This is a genomic window from Bacillus sp. PK3-037, assembly GCF_054161355.1.
In genome coordinates this window covers 2,528,441-2,548,150 of sequence record NZ_CP096408.1, presented here as the reverse complement: position 1 = coordinate 2,548,150, position 19,710 = coordinate 2,528,441, and the positions used below count along the sequence as shown (strand labels likewise).

24 protein-coding genes and 1 pseudogene are annotated in these 19,710 nt (G+C 43.7%); 19 read left to right on the top strand and 6 right to left on the bottom strand.

The genetic code is table 11. The features are described 5' to 3' along the window. Nucleotides 1-271: 271 nt before the first annotated feature. Nucleotides 272-1,192, bottom strand: coding sequence for a heme A synthase CtaA (gene ctaA / locus M1D69_RS12970; protein ID WP_458105868.1), 921 nt, complete (start codon nt 1,190-1,192; stop codon nt 272-274). A gap of 351 nt (nt 1,193-1,543) precedes the next feature. Between ctaA and cyoE the strand changes: the two genes are divergently transcribed. The 6 genes from cyoE (at nt 1,544) to ctaG (ending at nt 7,551) form a co-directional block, all read left to right on the top strand. Further along, nucleotides 1,544-2,461, top strand: a complete 918-nt coding sequence (gene cyoE / locus M1D69_RS12965) for a heme o synthase (protein ID WP_044156005.1) — start codon at nt 1,544-1,546, stop codon at nt 2,459-2,461. Between the two features lie 240 nt (nt 2,462-2,701). Further along, nucleotides 2,702-3,772 (top strand): cytochrome c oxidase subunit II, encoded by a 1,071-nt coding sequence (gene coxB, locus M1D69_RS12960; protein WP_044156004.1) that lies wholly within the window; start codon nt 2,702-2,704, stop codon nt 3,770-3,772. 32 nt (nt 3,773-3,804) lie between these two features. Further along, complete coding sequence (gene ctaD / locus M1D69_RS12955) at nt 3,805-5,673, top strand: cytochrome c oxidase subunit I (protein ID WP_024121286.1); 1,869 nt, start codon at nt 3,805-3,807, stop codon at nt 5,671-5,673. Then, nucleotides 5,673-6,296: a cytochrome c oxidase subunit III gene (ctaE, locus tag M1D69_RS12950; RefSeq protein WP_458105869.1), complete on the top strand. Its 624-nt coding sequence runs from the start codon at nt 5,673-5,675 to the stop codon at nt 6,294-6,296. The genes ctaD and ctaE overlap by 1 nt, the downstream gene beginning before the upstream one ends. A gap of 2 nt (nt 6,297-6,298) precedes the next feature. Then, a complete protein-coding gene (ctaF, locus tag M1D69_RS12945) occupies nt 6,299-6,631 on the top strand; it encodes a cytochrome c oxidase subunit IVB (protein ID WP_105954177.1) in 333 nt (110 codons plus the stop codon). Between the two features lie 26 nt (nt 6,632-6,657). Next, nucleotides 6,658-7,551, top strand: a complete 894-nt coding sequence (ctaG, locus tag M1D69_RS12940; protein ID WP_458105870.1) for a cytochrome c oxidase assembly factor CtaG — start codon at nt 6,658-6,660, stop codon at nt 7,549-7,551. Nucleotides 7,552-7,584: 33 nt separating this feature from the next. On the opposite strand, the gene M1D69_RS12935 is transcribed toward ctaG, so the two are convergent. Beyond that, nucleotides 7,585-7,947 carry a YugN family protein gene (locus M1D69_RS12935; protein WP_458105871.1) on the bottom strand — a complete coding sequence of 121 codons (363 nt, stop codon included), beginning with the start codon at nt 7,945-7,947 and terminating at the stop codon, nt 7,585-7,587. 138 nt (nt 7,948-8,085) lie between these two features. Between M1D69_RS12935 and M1D69_RS12930 the strand changes: the two genes are divergently transcribed. From M1D69_RS12930 to coaD, 8 genes are all read left to right on the top strand, one after another. Next, entirely contained in the window at nt 8,086-8,532 is a 447-nt protein-coding gene (locus tag M1D69_RS12930) for a CBS domain-containing protein (RefSeq protein ID WP_010334136.1), read from the top strand. Between the two features lie 85 nt (nt 8,533-8,617). Continuing rightward, complete coding sequence (locus M1D69_RS12925; protein WP_024121290.1) at nt 8,618-9,655, top strand: CAP domain-containing protein; 1,038 nt, start codon at nt 8,618-8,620, stop codon at nt 9,653-9,655. 428 nt (nt 9,656-10,083) lie between these two features. Next, nucleotides 10,084-10,482 (top strand): spore coat protein YlbD, encoded by a 399-nt coding sequence (gene ylbD, locus M1D69_RS12920; RefSeq protein ID WP_458105872.1) that lies wholly within the window; start codon nt 10,084-10,086, stop codon nt 10,480-10,482. Between the two features lie 15 nt (nt 10,483-10,497). Next, nucleotides 10,498-10,737 (top strand): YlbE-like family protein, encoded by a 240-nt coding sequence (locus M1D69_RS12915; RefSeq protein ID WP_024121292.1) that lies wholly within the window; start codon nt 10,498-10,500, stop codon nt 10,735-10,737. 127 nt (nt 10,738-10,864) lie between these two features. After that, a complete protein-coding gene (gene ricF / locus M1D69_RS12910) occupies nt 10,865-11,314 on the top strand; it encodes a regulatory iron-sulfur-containing complex subunit RicF (protein WP_010334140.1) in 450 nt (149 codons plus the stop codon). 54 nt (nt 11,315-11,368) lie between these two features. Continuing rightward, nucleotides 11,369-11,641 carry a YlbG family protein gene (locus tag M1D69_RS12905; RefSeq protein WP_024121293.1) on the top strand — a complete coding sequence of 91 codons (273 nt, stop codon included), beginning with the start codon at nt 11,369-11,371 and terminating at the stop codon, nt 11,639-11,641. A 323-nt stretch (nt 11,642-11,964) separates the two neighbouring features. Continuing rightward, nucleotides 11,965-12,522 carry a 16S rRNA (guanine(966)-N(2))-methyltransferase RsmD gene (rsmD, locus tag M1D69_RS12900; RefSeq protein ID WP_458105873.1) on the top strand — a complete coding sequence of 186 codons (558 nt, stop codon included), beginning with the start codon at nt 11,965-11,967 and terminating at the stop codon, nt 12,520-12,522. A 1-nt stretch (nt 12,523) separates the two neighbouring features. Continuing rightward, a complete protein-coding gene (gene coaD / locus M1D69_RS12895; protein WP_044155995.1) occupies nt 12,524-13,009 on the top strand; it encodes a pantetheine-phosphate adenylyltransferase in 486 nt (161 codons plus the stop codon). Between the two features lie 12 nt (nt 13,010-13,021). On the opposite strand, the gene ylbJ is transcribed toward coaD, so the two are convergent. Next, nucleotides 13,022-14,248 carry a sporulation integral membrane protein YlbJ gene (ylbJ, locus tag M1D69_RS12890; RefSeq protein ID WP_044155993.1) on the bottom strand — a complete coding sequence of 409 codons (1,227 nt, stop codon included), beginning with the start codon at nt 14,246-14,248 and terminating at the stop codon, nt 13,022-13,024. 180 nt (nt 14,249-14,428) lie between these two features. On the opposite strand from ylbJ, the gene M1D69_RS12885 reads away from it, so the two are divergent. After that, complete coding sequence (locus M1D69_RS12885; protein WP_458106154.1) at nt 14,429-15,208, top strand: patatin-like phospholipase family protein; 780 nt, start codon at nt 14,429-14,431, stop codon at nt 15,206-15,208. A gap of 4 nt (nt 15,209-15,212) precedes the next feature. Further along, entirely contained in the window at nt 15,213-16,238 is a 1,026-nt protein-coding gene (gene ddcP, locus M1D69_RS12880; RefSeq protein ID WP_458105874.1) for a protease DdcP, read from the top strand. Between the two features lie 16 nt (nt 16,239-16,254). On the opposite strand, the gene M1D69_RS12875 is transcribed toward ddcP, so the two are convergent. Then, nucleotides 16,255-17,502, bottom strand: coding sequence for a nucleotidyltransferase (locus M1D69_RS12875; protein WP_458105875.1), 1,248 nt, complete (start codon nt 17,500-17,502; stop codon nt 16,255-16,257). Continuing rightward, nucleotides 17,499-17,682, bottom strand: a pseudogene (locus M1D69_RS12870) (hypothetical protein). The gene M1D69_RS12875 and the pseudogene M1D69_RS12870 overlap by 4 nt, the downstream one beginning before the upstream one ends. A gap of 27 nt (nt 17,683-17,709) precedes the next feature. Here M1D69_RS12870 and M1D69_RS12865 point away from each other — a divergent pair. The 3 genes from M1D69_RS12865 to gerR all read left to right on the top strand — a co-directional run bounded on the left by M1D69_RS12865 (nt 17,710) and on the right by gerR (nt 19,154). Further along, a complete protein-coding gene (locus M1D69_RS12865) occupies nt 17,710-18,228 on the top strand; it encodes a YceD family protein (RefSeq protein WP_024121301.1) in 519 nt (172 codons plus the stop codon). Nucleotides 18,229-18,249: 21 nt separating this feature from the next. Then, nucleotides 18,250-18,429 carry a 50S ribosomal protein L32 gene (rpmF, locus tag M1D69_RS12860; RefSeq protein ID WP_003154457.1) on the top strand — a complete coding sequence of 60 codons (180 nt, stop codon included), beginning with the start codon at nt 18,250-18,252 and terminating at the stop codon, nt 18,427-18,429. 143 nt (nt 18,430-18,572) lie between these two features. Beyond that, nucleotides 18,573-19,154: a sporulation-specific transcriptional regulator GerR gene (gene gerR / locus M1D69_RS12855; RefSeq protein ID WP_024121302.1), complete on the top strand. Its 582-nt coding sequence runs from the start codon at nt 18,573-18,575 to the stop codon at nt 19,152-19,154. A gap of 53 nt (nt 19,155-19,207) precedes the next feature. On the opposite strand, the gene M1D69_RS12850 is transcribed toward gerR, so the two are convergent. After that, nucleotides 19,208-19,690, bottom strand: coding sequence for an N-acetyltransferase (locus M1D69_RS12850; RefSeq protein WP_458105876.1), 483 nt, complete (start codon nt 19,688-19,690; stop codon nt 19,208-19,210). Nucleotides 19,691-19,710 lie beyond the last annotated feature (20 nt).

The window sequence follows — 19,710 nt, the reverse complement described above, 5'->3', positions numbered from 1 at the left end:
GGGGCAGGAATGAGAAAAGCTTAAGCTTCGTATAATTACGGCTTCTTTTCTGGTGAGAATGAATTGACATCTTGAGGAAAAGTTATTTTAATTAAAATCCTGTCCCAAACATCGATTGAGCAGCGCGTTTAGAATACATCATCGCCCGAGATGATCCAAACCTTATATAAATCATCAAGCTCAGTATGCAAACCGAAAGTTGAAATACATGAAGCTGCCGAAATGGAATGATAAAAAAGACCAAAGCGTATAAGAGCTTTGGTCTTGTGTCTTATGCCCGTCTTGATTCGTAACGAAAGCGTGCAATCAATAATAAGAAGTAGCATAAAACCCCAAACAGGCAGGCAATAAAAAATGAGTGCGCAAGCGCAAAGCCCAGCGCCAGTTCAGAATACACGATCATAATGCCGGATAGTGCCTGTAACGTGATAAAAATGAGACACGAAATCCAGCCCCAAAAGATTTGCTTTTGTTCTTTATAGGAAGTAATCGCATGAACAGCGGCAACGATAATCCATACAAACAGGAGCAAGGCTGCGGTTCTGTGCCCCATTTGCACCCATTCGTGAAATTGGGTCGGAAGTCCATTGTTCAGCCGGCTGCACAGCGGCACATCAGGACACGCCAGACTGGATTCTGTATGTCTTACGTATGCGCCAGTATACACAACGATATAGGAATATATCAAAATACCTATCATGTGCAATTGCATTTTCTTGCCGATTTGAAGCGGTTTGACCAGTTTTCTGGCTGATTTATCAGCTTCAAATATAAGCAATGTCAATATTAAAACAGACGCAAAAGAAATCAGTGAAATCCCAAAATGTAGCGCCATAATAAGCGCGTTTGAACCGAACACGACAGCCAACGCGCCAAGCAATGCCTGAAGAAACAAAAAGATAATGGACATGATGGCGAGAAACGTTGTTTCACGGAAAACAGGTGTGATTTTTCTCCATGACCAAAAGGCAAGGCTTAATACAAGAATAATTGAGATGCCGCTTGCGAATCTGTGGCTCCATTCAATAATAGAAGCGGGATTCAGTTCAGGGAAGAAACGCCCGTGGCACAGCGGCCACTGTCTGCCGCATCCTTGGCCTGAACCTGTTTTAGTAACGAGGGCTCCCCCGATTAAAACAATAAGCATCACAAATGTTGTCAAAACACCGAGAGCTTTTAAAGCTTTATTCATACAATATTCACCTTCTTAACAAACTGCTGCGATTTTTTATACGTACCAAGTGTAAGCGAATATGTGTTTTGTGGCAATTCTTAGAGCCCTTTGTTCACAAAAATATAATAGAATCACGACTTCTGGAAATGTATACTTGATTATTCATGCCGGGTCTGATAGAAATAAGGTAAACGCATTATCGAATTGGCGTTTGCCTTCATCTTTGGTAAAATTCATAAAAAGTTCACAAATAAATTCCTGTTTCTCGTTTAATATTTAATAGGATGTTTTTTTACAAGTTGTTATCTTGTATGATAGAGTTGCAGGTTATGATAAACCTGCGTTAGGTTTGTAAGGGAGGTTTACGTTATGGCTAACTCCAGAATCTTAAATGATACAGCTATAGACGGACAAATTGAAGAAACAACGGCATGGAAAGATTTTCTGTCCCTCATTAAAATAGGGATCGTAAATTCTAATCTCATCACAACTTTTACTGGAATGTGGCTTGCTTTTCATATTTCCGGTTTAAGCTTTTTAGGCAATATAAACACCGTTCTTCTTACTTTATTTGGATCATCTTTGATTATTGCGGGGTCCTGTGCGATCAATAACTGGTATGACCGGGACATTGACCATATCATGGAGCGTACAAAAGTAAGACCGACGGTTACGGGTAAAATTCAGCCGAATCAGGCATTATGGTCTGGAATTTTGCTTGTTGCTTTAGGATTGATCATGCTGCTCATGACCACTGTGATGGCTGCTGTTATTGGTTTTATCGGAGTATTTACTTATGTTGTCCTGTACACAATGTGGACGAAACGCCGCTATACGATTAACACAGTAGTAGGAAGTGTTTCCGGAGCGGTGCCGCCTCTGATTGGATGGACGGCAGTAGAAGGAAATATCGGCGTCGTGGCATGGGTATTATTTATGATTTTATTCATTTGGCAGATTCCTCACTTCTTATCGCTTGCCATTAAGAAAACTGAGGACTACAGAGCCGCGAATATCCCAATGCTTCCTGTCGTATACGGATTTGAAGTAACGAAAAGACAAATTATTGTATGGGTTGCGTGTCTGATGCCGCTTCCATTCTTTTTAGGAAGCCTCGGTCTTCCGATTGTGATTCTCGGCTTGCTGTTAAATATCGGCTGGCTGATTCTTGGCTTGATGGGCTTTCGTTCAAAAAATATCATGAAGTGGGCGACGCTGATGTTCGTTTACTCACTGAATTACATGACAATCTATTTCGTTGCAATGGTTGTCTTTACGCTTTTCTAAAAAATAGATACATTGCTTGTTTTATCGCTTCAAAATAAACGATGACAACTAGTAAATGCCGCCTTGACCCTTTGTTTAATCAGGCGGCTTTACTTTTATACATAGATGGCATTTTGAGTAAAAAAACTCATAATTTAAGAGAAGAGGAAATGTAAGTGCTTTATTGAGAGGCGGGCTGGATTGCGTTAAGAATCAATCTATTCTCCGCCGTTGTATTGACCAGAAAAGGGGTTGGGTGAAATGGTAAAGCATTGGCGTCTTATCTCATTATTAGCCTTAGTGCCGCTTCTGTTAAGCGGATGTGGAAAACCTTTTTTATCCACGCTCAAGCCTGCTGGCGAGGTGGCTGATAAACAGTATGACCTGACAGTGCTCAGTACATTGATTATGGTTGTTGTCGTAGCAGTCGTATCTGTTATCTTCTTTTATGTGATTGTGAGATTCAGAAGGTCGCGGGTTGGGGAGAACACGATACCAAAACAGGTGGAAGGGAATAAATTTTTAGAAATCACATGGACAGTGATCCCTATTTTGCTGCTCATCATTCTTGTTATCCCTGTCGTATTATATACGCTTGAACTCGCAGATACATCACCTATGGATAAGAAAAACCGCAAAGCCGAGGATGCTCTCGTTGTCAATGTCAGAGCAAATTTGTATTGGTGGGAGTTCGAGTATCCTGATTACGGCATTATCACAAGCCAGGAGCTTATCGTACCGACAGACCAGCGGGTTTATTTCAGTTTAAAAGCCTCTGATGTAAAACATTCTTTCTGGATTCCTTCAGCAGGAGGAAAAATTGATACCAATACTGATAACGAAAATACGTTCTTCTTAACCTTCGATTCAAAACGCAGCAAAGAGGCGGGAGATACGTTTTTTGGAAAGTGCGCTGAGCTTTGCGGGCCTTCACACGCACTCATGGATTTTAAAGTAAAGGCGCTTTCTGCGAAAGAATTCCAGTCATGGACAAAAGATATGAAAAACTATAAGACGGCAGCAGAAAGTGATTTGGCTAAGCAGGGGGAAGAGCTGTTCAAAGAGAAGAACTGCCTGAGCTGCCATGCGGTGGAGCCAAATGATAAGCGTGCAGAGGCAGCAAGAACGGCGCCAAACCTTGCTACATTCGGTGAAAGGACAAAAGTGGCAGGAGTGAAGGATGCGAATAAAGAAAATGTGAAAGCCTGGCTGAAAGACCCTGAGAGCATAAAGCCGGGGAACAAAATGACAGGAACATATCCGAAGCTTTCAGACAGTGAAATGGACGCGCTTTATGAATACTTAAAAGGCTTGAAAGCAGAAAGCAAGTAGGGAAGAAAGGGAGATATTGGGGGAGGTCACATATGTTGAATGCGCTTACAGAAAAGCGGACGCGCGGATCTATGCTTTGGGATTATTTGACGACGGTGGACCATAAAAAAATCGCGATACTTTATTTAATCGCAGGGGGATTCTTCTTTCTTGTCGGGGGAATTGAAGCGATGTTTATCAGAATCCAGCTTGCAAAGCCGGAAAATGCTTTTCTCAGTGCTCAAGCGTACAATGAAGTGATGACGATGCACGGAACGACAATGATCTTTTTGGCTGCGATGCCGCTTTTATTTGCTTTGATGAATGCGGTTGTCCCATTGCAGATCGGGGCGCGGGATGTTTCGTTTCCATTTTTAAACTCGCTCGGTTTTTGGCTCTTCTTTTTCGGCGGCATTTTCTTAAACTTAAGCTGGTTTTTGGGCGGAGCGCCAGATGCGGGATGGACGTCATATGCCTCGCTTTCGCTTCATTCCAAAGGACACGGCATAGACTTTTTCGTCCTTGGACTGCAAATATCCGGACTGGGGACGCTGATAGCCGGGATTAACTTTTTGGCCACGATTATTAACATGAGGGCTCCCGGCATGACGTACATGAGGCTGCCTTTGTTTACATGGACGACATTTGTGGCGTCGGCATTGATTTTGTTTGCGTTTCCGCCGCTTACGGTTGGCTTGGCTCTTATGATGCTGGATCGGCTGTTCGGCACAAATTTCTTTAATCCAGAGCTTGGCGGTAACACGATTATTTGGGAGCATTTATTTTGGATATTCGGACATCCGGAGGTTTATATTCTGATTTTGCCTGCTTTCGGTATTTTCTCAGAGGTCATCCCTGTGTTTTCCAGAAAGCGATTGTTTGGATATTCTTCAATGGTTTTTGCGATCGTGCTTATCGGTTTTCTTGGCTTTATGGTTTGGGTGCACCACATGTTTACGACAGGTCTCGGACCGATTGCGAACGCAATCTTTGCAGTTGCTACAATGGCGATCGCGATTCCGACCGGGATTAAGATATTTAACTGGCTGCTGACGATTTGGGGAGGAAATGTGAAGTACACGACGGCCATGCTGTATGCCGTCTCATTTATCCCATCCTTTGTGCTTGGCGGTGTGACAGGTGTCATGCTGGCTGCGGCAGCTGCAGATTACCAGTTCCATGATACGTATTTTGTTGTGGCGCACTTTCACTATGTCATTATAGGCGGAGTGGTATTCGGGCTATTAGCCGGTGTTCATTTCTGGTGGCCGAAAATGTTTGGTAAAATTCTGCATGAAACAATGGGGAAAATTTCATTTGTTTTGTTTTTTATCGGTTTCCATCTTACTTTTTTTATCCAGCACTTTGTCGGTTTAATGGGTATGCCGCGCCGTGTGTATACCTTCTTGCCAGGCCAGGGGCTTGAAACCGGCAACTTGATCAGCACAATCGGGGCGTTCTTTATGGCAGCAGCAGTTATCCTCCTGCTTGTCAATGTCATATGGACGTCGGTGAAGGGCGAATATGTCGGAGATGATCCATGGCATGACGGACGTACGCTTGAATGGGCTGTTTCGTCACCGCCGCCTGAATATAATTTTAAACAGCTTCCATTTGTCAGAGGGCTTGACCCGCTGTGGATCGAGAAGCAGGCGGGACACAAATCTATGACACCGGCTGAACCGGTTGATGATATCCATATGCCAAACGGTTCAATTCTGCCGCTGATCATTTCCTTCGGTCTCTTTGTCGCTGCCTTTGGTCTCTTGTATAGAACCGATCACGCTTGGGGCCTGCCGGTGATCTTTATCGGACTTGGCATCACATTTTTTACAATGCTGCTCCGTTCATTGATTGATGATCACGGCTATCATATTCACAAAGAGGAACTGCCGAACGATGATAAAGGGGTGAAGGCGTAATGCAAATTGAAGAAAAATTCACCGCAGAGACCTTTCCAGCTTCTCCCGAAAAAGCAACACTGGAAGGGAAAAATAAATTTTTAGGATTTTGGCTTTTTCTTGGGGGAGAGACTGTTCTGTTCGCGTCTCTCTTCGCCACTTTTCTTGCACTACGGAATTCAAACGCCGGTGACCCGCCTACGACAGAAATGTTTGATGTCACACTCGTTTTTATCGCCACATTGCTCTTATTAACGAGCAGTTTAACGAGTGTGTATGCGATGTACCATATGAAAAACTTTTCATTTGGCAAAATGCAGCTCTGGCTGGGGATTACCTTGTTATTGGGTGCGGGATTTTTAAGCTTGGAAATTTATGAATTTAAGCATTACACACATGAGTTTGGCTTTACCATCACAAGCTCGGCGCTTGGCTCATCGTTTTATACGCTTGTCGGCACACATGGTGCACACGTGGCGTTTGGCCTTTTGTGGATCAGTGCGCTGATGATCCGCAATGCAAAGAGGGGCTTAAGTTTATATACAGCACCTAAGTTTTACGTGGCCAGTCTTTACTGGCATTTTATTGATGTCGTGTGGGTCTTTATCTTTACCGTTGTATATTTAATGGGGATGGTGGGATAAACATGGTCGATAAAAAAAGCAGAGGACATATCAGCAGCGACCTTGAATATAAGAAAAAGAAGCATGCTCAGGAGATGAAATATCAAGTCATGTCTTTTGGCCTGATGATCGGTCTTACGCTCGTTGCATTTCTGACTGTGGCAACAGACGGCATCGGCAGCTGGTTTACGATTCCTTTCATTATACTGCTTGCGGCTGTTCAAGTGATATTTCAGCTGTATTACTTCATGCATATGAATCAGAAAGGGCATGAAGCCCCGGCGTTGTTTCTGTATTCAGGCATGTTTGTCGCGTTCATTACGGTGCTTGCGTTTGTTACAATTATATGGTGGTAATTTGAGCAGCCGCCGGAGGTGAAGACATGAATCAGTTAGACGTGTTTGGGTTTCGCGCCATGTGGAGCCCTTATCTTTTTTGTATCCTTTTAGGCATCACGGTGCTTTACATCTTTTTTTACAGACGGTTGACTTCAAAGCCCGACCGTATCACGGGTAAAGAAATGGCCTGTTTTCTGTCGGCGATGCTGTTTTTATATGCAGCCGAAGGAAGCCCGGTTGATCTGCTCGGACATATTATGTTCAGCGCCCACATGGTGCAGATGGCTGTTTTGTATTTAGTGGTTCCGCCTTTATTAATCGCAGGGATTCCCGCATGGGCCTGGGAAAAAATGATTTTTCGGCCTGCCATTAAACCGTTTTTTACATTTTTCTCAACACCTTTAATTGCATTGCTTTTATTTAACGGCATTTTTTCTCTATATCATGTGCCGCTAATATTTGATGCTGTCAAAACGGATACGCTTTACCATGCGTTAATGACTTGGCTCATCTTCGTGTTAGCGTTTTTTATGTGGTGGCCGCTCGTACACAAGGTGGCTCGGCTCCCGCAGCTCAGCGGTTTGATGAAGCTGGGCTATATTATGGCGGACGGTATGCTGCTCACGCCTGCTTGTGCACTGATCATGTTTAGCGGCACGCCGTTGTATGCCACTTACACCGATCCGTCTGCCTGGGCGGAAGCCATGAAGCTTTGTGTTCCTGCGGATATGCTGGGACAGGTTCCGTTAACAGGACCGGAAATGTTTAACACACTTCCTTTGTTAGAGGATCAGCAGCTTGGGGCAGTTATGATGAAAATCATTCAGGAAATTGTGTACGGCGCTTTTTTGGCTATTGTCTTTTTCCAATGGGTCAAGAAGGAAAGGGAAAAGGATGGACAGGAAGAGCCCCCTTATATTCAGCAGACGATATCATAAAAGGTACAGCGGCAATCGGCTGTACCTTTTTTATTACATTTGAACTGTTTTCAGCATGTCGGAGATGTCCTGGATGAGTGCCTTGCTTTTGGTCACAACCTGCACTGGGAATTCTTCTGTTTCTCCGTATTCCACTCCGTGCGGGTAATAGTGTTTTCCTAATAGAGGGGGCACTAATTGAATAACGGCGCGGCCGCTCCCGACATCGCCCTCTGTCGCAATGCCTTGAACCCGCAGGTAAAACGTTCCCTCAATCGTCGAAAACTTTCTGTCATAGGTCACTCTTTCATAATCCCATTGACCGGCTCTGATGAGTCCCTTGCTTTCCATCAAATCGTCCAAGAGGCTGAGCTCAGCCTTTACCCCTTCAAGTCCGCTATCAGTAAACTTCAACACTGACCCCTCCTTATAATAATACCTTTCCTGACAATCATAGTATGAAAGCGTTAAACTTTCAATGAATCTTCTTCTTTTGAAAGTATGCAAAAATGAAAATTTGACGAAAATATCACTAGATAAAAGGAGGTTTTACGGATGACAAAAATAAAAGATCTGATGACAGCTGACTTGCAATATTGCACGGTATTAGATAATGTATATGAAGCTGCGGTAAAGATGAAAGACGCGGATGTAGGAGCCATTCCGGTAGTTGATGAGGATGGAGAAACACTGGTCGGCATCGTAACTGATCGTGATCTGGTGTTAAGAGGCATCGCCTCAAAAAGGCCAAACTCACAAAAAATCACAGACGCTATGACCGAAAAACCTGTCAGCGTGGAAGAGGACGCGCCAGTTGATGAGGTTCTTCACTTAATGGCATCCCATCAGCTCAGACGCATACCTGTAACGAAAAACAACAAGCTGACTGGCATTGTCACGCTTGGCGATCTTTCCTTATCTGAACAAACAAATGAACGTGCCGGCAGTGCTTTATCAGATATTTCAGAGGACGAAAACAGAGAGCAAGGCTTTTTGCATTAACACATAAATCTTTGACATGTTAAATAGGCTGTATTGTAATGAAAAATAAGGCAAGACATGCAATTCACATCACGGGGGTGATAGATTGAAAAATATATTAAGAGCCATGGTTATCCTCTTGATTATTTGCGGAACTTATGTTCTGTTTATTCAATATGGGGCTGTTCCTGAAAAAAAATCAAATGACAGCGAGCCTCAAGTCTCTAACGAGGAAGCGGCAAGCGGCAAACGAATACATATGCCGACTTCAGGATTATTGTCCTTTATGGGCAAATCCGCCGACGATGTAAAGAAAAAACTTGGGGAACCGGAACGTATTGACCCCTCGGCTTATGATTACGAATGGTGGGTTTACAATCAGGGAAAAGACCAGTATGTGCAAATCGGGATGCTGCACAATAAAGTGGTCACATTATTTGCGGCGGGAAATGATATTAACGCAAAGCCCTTCAAAATCGGTGAGTCAACAGGAGAAGTATTTAAGACAACCCAGGTGGCTCCGTTTGTAAATGTAGAGTATAAAGGAAATTCCTATCGGTTTGAGTTTTCTGAAGAGGACATCAACACCAGACCGACTGTAAAAGTAGGGAAGATGTACGTCCAGCTGTATATGGACAAATTTGAAGGGAAGCTATCCAGCATCAGGGCGTTTGATGCGCAAACCTTTGTCAAGCAAAGACCTTATGAGGTAGTGTACCGCGGTGAGTTAGTAGAACCGCAAACCGTTACGGAAGATAAGTGGAAAGAGATCCAATCAACGAGTGAAAAGCAAATACTCGATTTGACCAATGTTATTCGTGTCAAACATGGGTTAGCTAAGCTTGAGTGGGATCAGCCGACGGCCGAAGTGGCTTTTGGCCACAGTGAGGATATGAAAGAAAACAACTATTTCTCCCATGTATCGAAGAAATACGGCACGCTGAAGGACCGCTTAGAAAAAGGGGATGTCGACTTTGAGCAAGCGGGAGAAAATATCGCGTACAATTATGTGGACGGTCCGGCTGCTGTAGAAGGCTGGCTGAATAGTGAAGGTCATCGAAAAGCGCTTCTGCACTCAGACTACACGCACCTTGGCGTTGGTGTAGACCGGAAGTATTACACTCAAAACTTTATTAAACGCTGAAATCAGCCGCGGACGACAGGTTCTGCGGCTTTTTATTGTTTCTGCAAAGGCTTTAGAACAAGGTGATTGCAGCAGACGAAGCTTTCTCAATGGATACTGTGAGTGACATTACCAAAAAAATGAATTTTATGGAGCTGAAGCTGGAATCAGTCCAGCTCTTTTTGATGAGGAGACTTTAAGACCGGCCGGGGGCGATTAAGGATCTTGTTCTGACGGGCTTTGGAATGCGGCATCCCAAACATTTGCAAAGGGCAGGAATCTTGATTTCAGGAACAATTAAGGCCCCGGCTTTATCGGGGGAGGAAGCTTCTGTTGTTCCGCGCTTCTTGTTTTACGAGAAAAAGATTTTTCGATGAATATTAGGCGAACACATTGGCTCACAAACCGATACATTGTAGTAGGTATATTTTTCGGAGGGGGTGAGGATTGTGGCGAATCAACATGCCAATCATTCAATTAATGACTTTAAACAATTCGTTAAAAAACATCCCAAGCTTATTGAAGAAGTGCGCAAAGACCAAAGAAGCTGGCAGGACGTGTACGAAAATTGGGTCCTTTTCGGAGAGAAAGACCCAATTTGGGACCCGTACAGAGAACCGGGGGCAGCCGCAGAAGCGGTACCCGAAACTTCAGAAAAAAATGATTTTGTTTCTAAAATGGTTACAGCTGTGAAAAAGATGGATGTCAATCAAATGAATGAACAGATCGATAAAATGAGCCAGTCGATCTCATCGTTGCAAAGCCTTCTCAACACATTTTCCGGAAGCGGAGAGAAGCAATCTCAGCCAGGGCCCGGACAGCATCCTTTTTCTTTTCGGAAGGATTAATAAAGGAGAGCTTATATGCGCAAAGACGTTCAGGAATTTATTTTAGCAGATAAAGAACGAAAACGATTCTTAAGAGAACAGCCGATATGGTACCGGAGGCTGGCGAGAAAGCCGGATGACCTGGCTTCATTTCAGCTTGAGATGATGAATTTTTACGAAAAAACCATTCCGCATCGGGTGAATCAATTTACGAACGGGATTCAAATGGCGCAAATGATGATGCAAATGTTCCAAGCAATGCGGACAAAAGATTAAAAGACCCGAAAATGGGTCTTTTTCATTGTGTAAACTAGGGAGGCTTTTACAACTCCATTTTTAAGCGCGGCTAAGCATTTTCCAATTGGCTGGTTTCATGGTAAACTAACAACTGGAGGTGCGTGCTATGTATGCGACGATGGAATCCGTGCGGCTTCAAAGTGAAGCTCAGCAGCTTGCCGAGATGATTCTGCAGTCGGAGACGGCTGAGAACTACCGCAATTGTTACAAGCGTCTCCAGGAAGATGAAGAGGCAGGGCGGATTATTCGTTCTTTTATCAAAATAAAAGAGCAATATGAGGATGTGCAGCGTTTTGGCAAATATCATCCTGACTATAGAGAAATATCCCGGAAAATGAGGGAGATCAAACGGGAGCTCGACCTGAACGATAAGGTGGCCGACTTCAAAAAAGCGGAGACGGAACTGCAGTCTATTCTTGATGAAATCAGCGTTGAAATTGGGACAGCTGTATCAGAGCATATTAAAGTTCCGACTGGGAATCCTTATTTTGACGGTTTGTCTTCATGCGGAGGCGGCTGCGGATCAGGCGGCGGCTGCGGATGCAAAGTGTCATGACGAGACTGGCCGTCTCGTCTTTTACATATAAGAGAAATCAGGCAGGTGAATGTATTGGAGAATAGACGCCAGGGCATGATTGTGTATCTTCATTCTTTAAAGCAAAGCAAAATGCTGAGAAAGTTCGGAAATGTGCATTATGTGTCAAAACGCTTAAAATATGTCGTGCTGTATTGTGATATGGGCCAAATTGAAAAAACAATGGACAAGATCTCATCTTATTCTTTTGTTAAGAAAGTTGAGCCTTCATATAAACCGTTTTTAAAATTGGAATTTGAGTCAAAGCTTGATAAAGCAAAAGAATATGATTATAAAATCGGAATATAGCTGTATAAAAAAATCCCCGCAGGTTTCTGCGGGGTCCTTCTATTCCTTAACAAGTTAAGGAGAAGGCAAAGGGAGAGGAGAAACCGGAGGAAGAACTTATGGGGAAACGTAAGTCTTCTCCGCGGTTGGCAACAACATCCTCTGGATGCTGTTGCTTATAGTATGGACAATGATCATTCCGCTTATACACTTGTATATGAAGATTAGCGCTCATTGTTTGAAAGAATGCTTTATGATAAGATAGGATTGGTTTTTTTCTAATACATAACGGCGTCCGGCCGAACAAGGAAACAAAATAGCTTTTAGAAAAAGTGGTGTGGAACATGAGAGTAATTTCTGGATCAAAAAAAGGCCGTTCACTTAAGGCAGTGCCGGGAACATCAACGAGACCGACAACCGATAAAGTGAAGGAATCCATTTTCAATATGATTGGCCCTTATTTTGATGGGGGCAGGGGGCTTGACTTATTCGCAGGAAGCGGAGGTCTTGGTATTGAATCGCTTTCACGAGGATTTGACCATTGTGTATTTGTTGACCGTGATTTTAAAGCGATTCAAACGGTGAAATCGAACTTGAAAACATTAGAGCTTACAGCATATGCAGATGTGTACCGTAATGATGCGGAACGTGCTTTGCACGCAGCTGCGAAAAGAGAAGCGGGCTTTCACGGGATTTTTCTTGATCCTCCGTATAAGGAACAAAAACTGAAGGCGCTCTTAAGTGTGATAGACGAACAACAAATGCTGGAGGATGGCGGCTTTATCGTCGCGGAGCATGACAAAGACGTCGAGCTTCCCGAAGCAGTAGGTGATCTAGTGATAACAAGAAAAGAAACCTACGGCCTGACAGGGGTGGCGATCTATAAAAAGAGGGGGTTGTGATGTGACGAGTATAGCTGTCTGTCCCGGCAGTTTTGATCCGGTGACCTACGGGCATCTGGATATCATTAAACGCGGGGCCAATATATTTGATCAAGTGTATGTGTGTGTGCTGAACAATTCTTCAAAAAAGCCGTTATTCAGTGTAGAAGAACGCTGTGAGCTTTTGAGAGAAGTGACAAAAGACATTCCGAACATAACAGTTGAAACGTCACAAGGGCTGTTAATTGATTATGCAAAAAGAAAAAATGCAAAAGCCATTTTAAGAGGCTTGAGAGCGGTGTCTGATTTTGAGTACGAGATGCAGGGAACATCCGTAAACCGTGTGCTTGATGAATCAATTGAAACCTTTTTTATGATGACAAATAACCAATATTCTTTCTTAAGCTCAAGCATAGTAAAAGAAGTGGCAAAGTATAAAGGCGCGGTGTCAGAATTTGTACCGCCGGAAGTCGAGAAGGCGCTTCAGAAAAAATTCAGGCAAGGATGAGTGTTTTTAAGCTCATCCTTTTTTTGTACCGTTTGTCAGTCTGTAAGAAAAAATGAAAATGTACGTAAACAGTGCACATAACGTGACAGCAGGGCCAATCTCCACAAGCAGATTCCATCCGCTGATAAGAGCTGTCGGCAGCTCACCTGTATCTAGAGATTTAAAAACGTACTGATCATGGTCATTCCACGCGGTGTAAAGAGGTTTCCATAACAGAATGACAAAAACGGCGGCATAAATGCCTTGCAGCACACGCGCAATAAAGAATGGTTTAAATCTGATGTCCGTCTCTGATAAAATGCCTGCCACCTGAGCCTGAACGGAAAAGCCGCTGAATCCGAGGATAAAGCTGACAACAACAGCTTTTTGCAAAAGGGAGACATCTGTCTCGCTGACAAGCTTGCTTCCTAATGTGATTTCAAACATTCCTGATAATAGTGGAATGTCCAATTGAGCGGGAAGCTGAAACAAGGTCAGTGCGCCTTTTGTAACAATAGAGAGAATATCGGTCAGCTGTACGACGGATAACAAACGATTAAAGACAGAAAACAAAATAATAAAGCCGCCTACCATTAGAAGCGTTTGAACGGATGAGGTTACAGCGTCACCCAAAATTTTTCCTAAAGGCCGTTTTTCCGCAAGCCTTGCAGTGTGAAGCGCATGTAAAGCATCTTTGATAGAAGGCAAAGATATGGTTTTGTTTCTCATGAGCTGGCGCTCTTCTTTACGCCCGTAGGAGCGCATCGTTAAACCGACAGCCAAATTACCCAAATAGTGTGCAGATGCTAATAAAATACCTAATGACGCATTCTGAAAAAAGCCGACGGCGACAGCTCCAAAAATAAAGAGCGGGTTGGATGAATTGGTGAAGGAAGCAAGCCGTTCCGCTTCTACTCTTGAAATCTGTTTTTCCTGCCGCAGCCTTGCCGTCAGTTTTGCGCCCGCGGGGTTCCCTGATGCCATGCCCATGGCAAGAACGAAGCCGCCGACACCCGGCACGCGGAAAATAGGGCGCATAAAAGGCTCAAGCAGAACACCGACAAATCTTACAATACCAAAGCCAATTAATAGCTCAGACAATATGAAAAACGGCAGCAAAGACGGAAATACGACCTCCCACCACATGGACAGCCCGGTTTTAGAGGCTTCGAATGAGGCCTGCGGATGTGAGATGACAGTCGCTGTTAAAAAAATAAAAAACGCAGCAATCAAAAGTGTATGAATCTTCGACAAGTTCATTCTTACCTCCCCGACGCTAAAAATGCACAATGACATGTATATCATGATAAAATATGGTATGACTCGAAACGGCCAAGCAGTACCTGTCCTCTTGACCCTTTGTACTAATATACGAGCATAGGGGTTCAGTTTAGACCATAGAATTCCGTATACAGGGAATTCGGGCAGGAGGTTAACATGTTGGCCAAACCTAAAATCGGGTTAGCGTTAGGATCGGGAGGCGCCAGAGGACTTGCTCATCTCGGCGTGCTTTCCAGTTTACATAAGCACCAAATTGATGTGGATATGATTGCGGGGAGCAGTATGGGCGCTTTGGTCGGCAGCTTCTATGCCGCGGGGCATGACGTGGAAACGATGAAAAAAGTCGCCAAGGCTTTCAAACGGCGGCTCTATGCTGATTATACGGTACCGAAACTCGGTTTTTTGAGAGGTGACCGTGTCAGGCAGCTCGTGCATGCTTATACATTCGGCAAACCGATTGAGGAACTCAAAATCCCTCTTGGAATTGTCGCATGTGATCTGCAGACAGGAGAAAAGATTGTTTTCCGCAAAGGATCAGTGTCAGATGCGGTGCGGGCAAGCATCAGCATACCAGGCATTTTTATTCCGCAGAAGCTGGACGGACGGCTTCTCGTAGACGGCGCGGTGGTCGACCGTATTCCGGTTTCTGTTGTAAAAGATATGGGGGCTGACATTATCATCGCTTCAGATGTCTCGAGGGTTCGGAAAACCGAAAAGGCGGCGCATATTTTTGATGTAATCATGCAAAGTATGGATATACTCCAAAATGAATTGGTGCGACATCAGACGATCGCCGCTGATATCATGATTCGCCCTTCTCTAGAAACATACAGCTCCAGCTCGTTTGCCAATATTGAAGAGGTGATAACAGCGGGCGAGCAGGCAACAAACCGAATCATCAGCCAGATAAAAAAAGAAATAGAGAATTGGGAGGGCTAATAACTTGCTACGTAAAAAACATTTCAGCTGGATGCTTGTCATCCTCATACTGATTGCCGTTGTATCATTTATAAAACTGCCATACTATATTACAAAACCGGGAGAAGCGACAGAGCTCGGCTCACTGATAAAAGTGGAGGGGGGCTACTCGGAAACAGGGAGTCTGTCCTTAATGACTGTCAAAGTGGGACCGGCTAATCCATTTACATACGCATGGGCTAAGATGCACCCCTATTATGAAATTGTTCCTGATGAAAGCATCAAGGAAGAAGGCGAATCAGATAAGGAATATATGAAACGGCAGCTGCAAATGATGAAAAGCTCACAGGAAAATGCCGTCATCGCCGCATATCAAAAGGCAGGAAAAAAAGTAAGCTATTCCTTTAACGGCATCTACGCAAGCTCAGTTGTCGAAAACATGCCGGCGAAAGGGAAAATAGAAGTCGGCGATAAAATCATCAGTGCGGACGGAAAAAACTATCAGTCTGCTGAAAAGCTGATCGATTATATCAGCAGCAAAAAAGCCGGGGATAAAGTAAAGTTAAAAATCGAAAGAGAAGAAAAAGAAAAGACGGTCACCCTTGCGTTAAAGCAATTTCCTGATGAGCCTGGCCGTGCCGGCATCGGAGTTTCGCTGTATACGGACAGAAACGTCAAGGTAAAGCCTGATATTGATTTCGAAATCGAAAATATCGGCGGCCCGTCAGCGGGATTAATGATGTCACTTGAAATCTATAATCAGCTGACAAAAACAGATGAAACAAAAGGCTACGACATTGCAGGCACCGGAACGATTGATGTTGACGGGAAAGTCGGCCCGATCGGCGGCATTGACCAAAAAGTCGTCGCCGCAGACAAAGCCGGCAAAGACATTTTCTTCGCTCCGAATCAAAACGGCGCCAGCAATTCTGATTACAAAAACGCAGTAAAAACAGCGAAAGATATTGATTCTGACATGAAGATCGTGCCTGTTGATACGATGCAGGATGCGATTGATTATTTGAATAAGCTGAAAGCGAAAAGCACCTGATATCCAGGTGCTTTTTTTATATGCTCAAAAAACGGTGTTCATCCTCGTCATATCGTATTGGGGCATGTCCGTATTCTTGTAAATCAAACTCGGTTCTAAGGGGCTCTTCTATCGCAAGGCTGTAGATTCTGCTTGCTTTAATATCCAGATCGAGAGCGGGGTGGGAAAAGGAGGCCAGCTTGCTGACAAGCGGAACGGACAGCTCCTTTTTCTTTTCTGATAAAAAGGCCTGTCCTTTTTTCGTCATCCCAAGTAGTCTGATATAAGGAACCTCATCGACATTGAGCAGCCGGTGAATCTCCTGTTTTTTCGTTCTCGTTAAAATGTGTGTGTTCATCCGCTGAAGCCTCGTCCACGTATATCGCTTTGTTTTCAGAAACTCCATAAATTCCTGATAGGAGCTGGCTTTTCTGATTGAACGGAGGATTCTGTTCTCCAGTCCTTCTTCAACCTCGTATATGTGCTGTAATTCTAAGGCTGTGAGAGTCGAAAGACTATATTTCAAGTAAGAAAAATAGCTTTCTGGTGTATGCCACAGCCCGAAAGACTTGCGGTAATCCGCTAATTCCCGTGCAGCTGCTGCGGGAAGAAACGCAACGCAGTCTTCAAAAGGCTTTTCAATCAGGGCTTTTCTGATGCTGGTCGCGCTGGCGATATGGCTGTCTTTATCAGGAAGGTCGGCATCATGATAATCCGAGGAGATTCTCGATGTCGTATAGGGTTTCATTTCATATCCGCCGGAAAGTATCGATTTCACATAATGGTACCCCAAAATATTGTTCGGCCTCGACATATCAAGTCCGTTTTCTGTATGTAAAATCGATTTGAAGGCGATAGCAGCAGCTGATGGATAACTGGCACCCTTTTTAAGCTCTTCTTTGATACATTGATCAAACGAATCTTGATGCTCATCCATTACCTTTGCGGTTTCTAAAAACGGCTCAATTTGTCCGTTCTCACTCCCGAAAAACAGGGCCTCGCATCCCAGTCTGTTCAAAGTGGAGACGCTGCCGTGTGCAAAAATCTCCGCTTTTTGCACCGCGTAAAGATAAGGCAGTTCGATTACGAGGTCGACTCCGCTTTGAAGCGCCATTTTTGTGCGGGCCCATTTGGATACAACAGCAGGCTCCCCGCGCTGCAAAAAATGTCCGCTCATCACTGCAACAGCCGTGTCGCATCCGGTTTGTCGCTTGGCTGTTTGGGCATGATAAAGATGTCCGTTATGAAAGGGATTGTACTCAACCACCAATCCGACAGCTTTCATATTTTTTCCGCCTTTCTTGCTATGTTTAAAAACGTATGGTACATTTGCAATTGAAAACTCTTACGTCTTTTTTGATTTAAGTGTATGCATAGTATATTCAGCTGTCAACGATGCTTGGCTGGCAGCATTATGCTGTAAAGAAAAAATATTGACAAAAACATTCTTAAAAGCTATAATCATGTTTGTTGCTTTCCTGAGGTGATACAAATGAAATGGACGATTTATCAGTTGCATCAAATGAAAAAACCGAGTTTTGAGTTTGATGAGACAGTTGAGTTACATGAGCTGACAAAGCTGAATTCTGACATTCGCCGCATTTCTCCTGTAAGGGTGAAAGGCAGAGCGGATATCAAATCTAAGCAGGTTTCGTTTGATTTTACGATCTCAGGCGAAATGATTTTGCCATGCTCAAGAACACTCGTTGATGTTCCGTATCCATTTACAATTTCGACAAAAGAACTGTTTATATTTCATCAGACGGATGATATAGAAGATGATGACGTTCACACTGTTGAGGACGATACTATCGACTTAACTCCGATCGTGAAAGAAGAAATTCTTTTAGAAATCCCTATGCAAATCTTTTGTGAATCTGAACAAGAAAAAGGAGCTGCTCCTCAAGAAGGGAAGGACTGGCAAGTCATTTCAGAGGAAGACAAGAAGAACAAAGTCGATCCGAGACTTGCAGCCCTTGAAAAGCTCTTAAAACAAGATGATGAATCTTAACTCTTTAAGGAGGTGGGAATAATGGCTGTACCTTTTAGAAGAACTTCTAAAATGAAAAAAAGATTGCGCCGTACACATTTCAAACTTAATGTACCTGGTATGACAGAATGTCCGTCATGCGGAGAGATGAAATTGTCTCACCGTGTATGCAAAGCATGCGGATCATACAACGGCAAAGACATAAATGTAAAAAGTAACTAAAAAGAAAAGCGCAGGGTGAAAACCCTGCGCTTTTCTTTTTTTCTTCCTGTCAGCTTGCAGAAAATTTGTGAGTGCAAATAGTCTATCTAATCTATTACCGGCATATGTATGAGATAAATAAGCTGACATGGAGGGAGATTGATTTGACTATTACAAGACAAGATGCTTGGACACAGGATGAGGATTTGCTGCTGGCAGAAGTAGTGCTTCGTCATATTCGCGAGGGCGGAACACAGCTTTCTGCCTTTGAGGAGGTCGGAAGGGCACTGACCAGAACAGCCGCTGCATGCGGATTCAGGTGGAACTCTTATGTGAGAAAGCAATACCAATCAGGCATAGAACTGGCAAAAAAACAGCGGAAAGAACTAAGAAAACAAATTGGGGTTCATTCCGTCAATATGCCGAATTCCGTCAAGCAGGCTGCCCCGGCAGCTTCAGAGGGAAAAAGAGATTTGTCCATTCAGGATGTGATTGAGTTTCTCGAACAGTTTAAAGAAGCGCCGTCCGCGCAAGAATTCCACGTTGAAAAGGAAAAAATGAAGGAGCAAATTCAGTCGCTGCAAAAAGAACTCGAGGATTTACGGAGTGAAAACCAAACATTGAGAAACCAGCTGGAGATGACAGAAGAGGACTACAAGGCACTGATCGATATTATGGATCGAGCCAGAAAAATGGTTGTTTCGAAGGAAGACGGGAGACTGAAAAAAACAGCTCAAGAAACGTAATGAACCCTCAAATGAACCGGCCCTAGAGTCATCAAAGGCCGGTTGTTTCATGTTTATGCTGATTCACCCGGTGTCATTTCGCCATCCATATCCGGATGCCAGGTGAGCGGGTTTTCCCCTTTGTCCCGCGCCATGTCATATTTGACTGGTTCAAAGTTCATTTTACTAAAAAACTCTGCTGATTTAATCCGAGAATTTGTTCGAATCGGCATTCTGAATGATTTGGCGAATTCAACCAATGCTGTACCGTAGCCCCTGTTTTGATAACCTGGAAGGACCTCAAGCTTCCAAAGCTCTAAGTAATCCTGATGTTGGTCGAAGTAAGGATTTGATTTGCCATTAACTTGATACAGACTCATTCGCGCTACCAGTTTATCCCCGAAATAAATCCCATAAAAAGGCGAAGTGCTGTTATTTTCAATGATATTATCTTGAAGATCTTCAAGCATTGAGAGCTCTTGTATACCGTATTCTTTGAATTTCTTGAATTCTTCAAGCGTTTTATAGTTGACGAGCAGACGTTCTACTTTAATCAAATTAATCTCCCCCTTTGTTG

Excerpts from the sequence above, each read along its gene's own strand:
- M1D69_RS12865 (WP_024121301.1), top strand. The coding sequence starts at position 17,710 with ATGAAATGGACGATTTATCAGTTGCATCAAATGAAAAAACCGAGTTTT.
- ricF (WP_010334140.1), top strand. The coding sequence starts at position 10,865 with ATGTATGCGACGATGGAATCCGTGCGGCTTCAAAGTGAAGCTCAGCAG.
- cyoE (WP_044156005.1), top strand. The coding sequence starts at position 1,544 with ATGGCTAACTCCAGAATCTTAAATGATACAGCTATAGACGGACAAATT.
- ctaE (WP_458105869.1), top strand. The coding sequence starts at position 5,673 with ATGCAAATTGAAGAAAAATTCACCGCAGAGACCTTTCCAGCTTCTCCC.
- M1D69_RS12930 (WP_010334136.1), top strand. The coding sequence starts at position 8,086 with ATGACAAAAATAAAAGATCTGATGACAGCTGACTTGCAATATTGCACG.
- M1D69_RS12915 (WP_024121292.1), top strand. The coding sequence starts at position 10,498 with ATGCGCAAAGACGTTCAGGAATTTATTTTAGCAGATAAAGAACGAAAA.
- coxB (WP_044156004.1), top strand. The coding sequence starts at position 2,702 with ATGGTAAAGCATTGGCGTCTTATCTCATTATTAGCCTTAGTGCCGCTT.
- ctaF (WP_105954177.1), top strand. The coding sequence starts at position 6,299 with ATGGTCGATAAAAAAAGCAGAGGACATATCAGCAGCGACCTTGAATAT.
- M1D69_RS12875 (WP_458105875.1), bottom strand. The coding sequence starts at position 17,502 with ATGAAAGCTGTCGGATTGGTGGTTGAGTACAATCCCTTTCATAACGGA.
- ylbJ (WP_044155993.1), bottom strand. The coding sequence starts at position 14,248 with ATGAACTTGTCGAAGATTCATACACTTTTGATTGCTGCGTTTTTTATT.
- ctaG (WP_458105870.1), top strand. The coding sequence starts at position 6,658 with ATGAATCAGTTAGACGTGTTTGGGTTTCGCGCCATGTGGAGCCCTTAT.
- rpmF (WP_003154457.1), top strand. The coding sequence starts at position 18,250 with ATGGCTGTACCTTTTAGAAGAACTTCTAAAATGAAAAAAAGATTGCGC.
- ctaA (WP_458105868.1), bottom strand. The coding sequence starts at position 1,192 with ATGAATAAAGCTTTAAAAGCTCTCGGTGTTTTGACAACATTTGTGATG.
- rsmD (WP_458105873.1), top strand. The coding sequence starts at position 11,965 with ATGAGAGTAATTTCTGGATCAAAAAAAGGCCGTTCACTTAAGGCAGTG.
- ctaD (WP_024121286.1), top strand. The coding sequence starts at position 3,805 with ATGTTGAATGCGCTTACAGAAAAGCGGACGCGCGGATCTATGCTTTGG.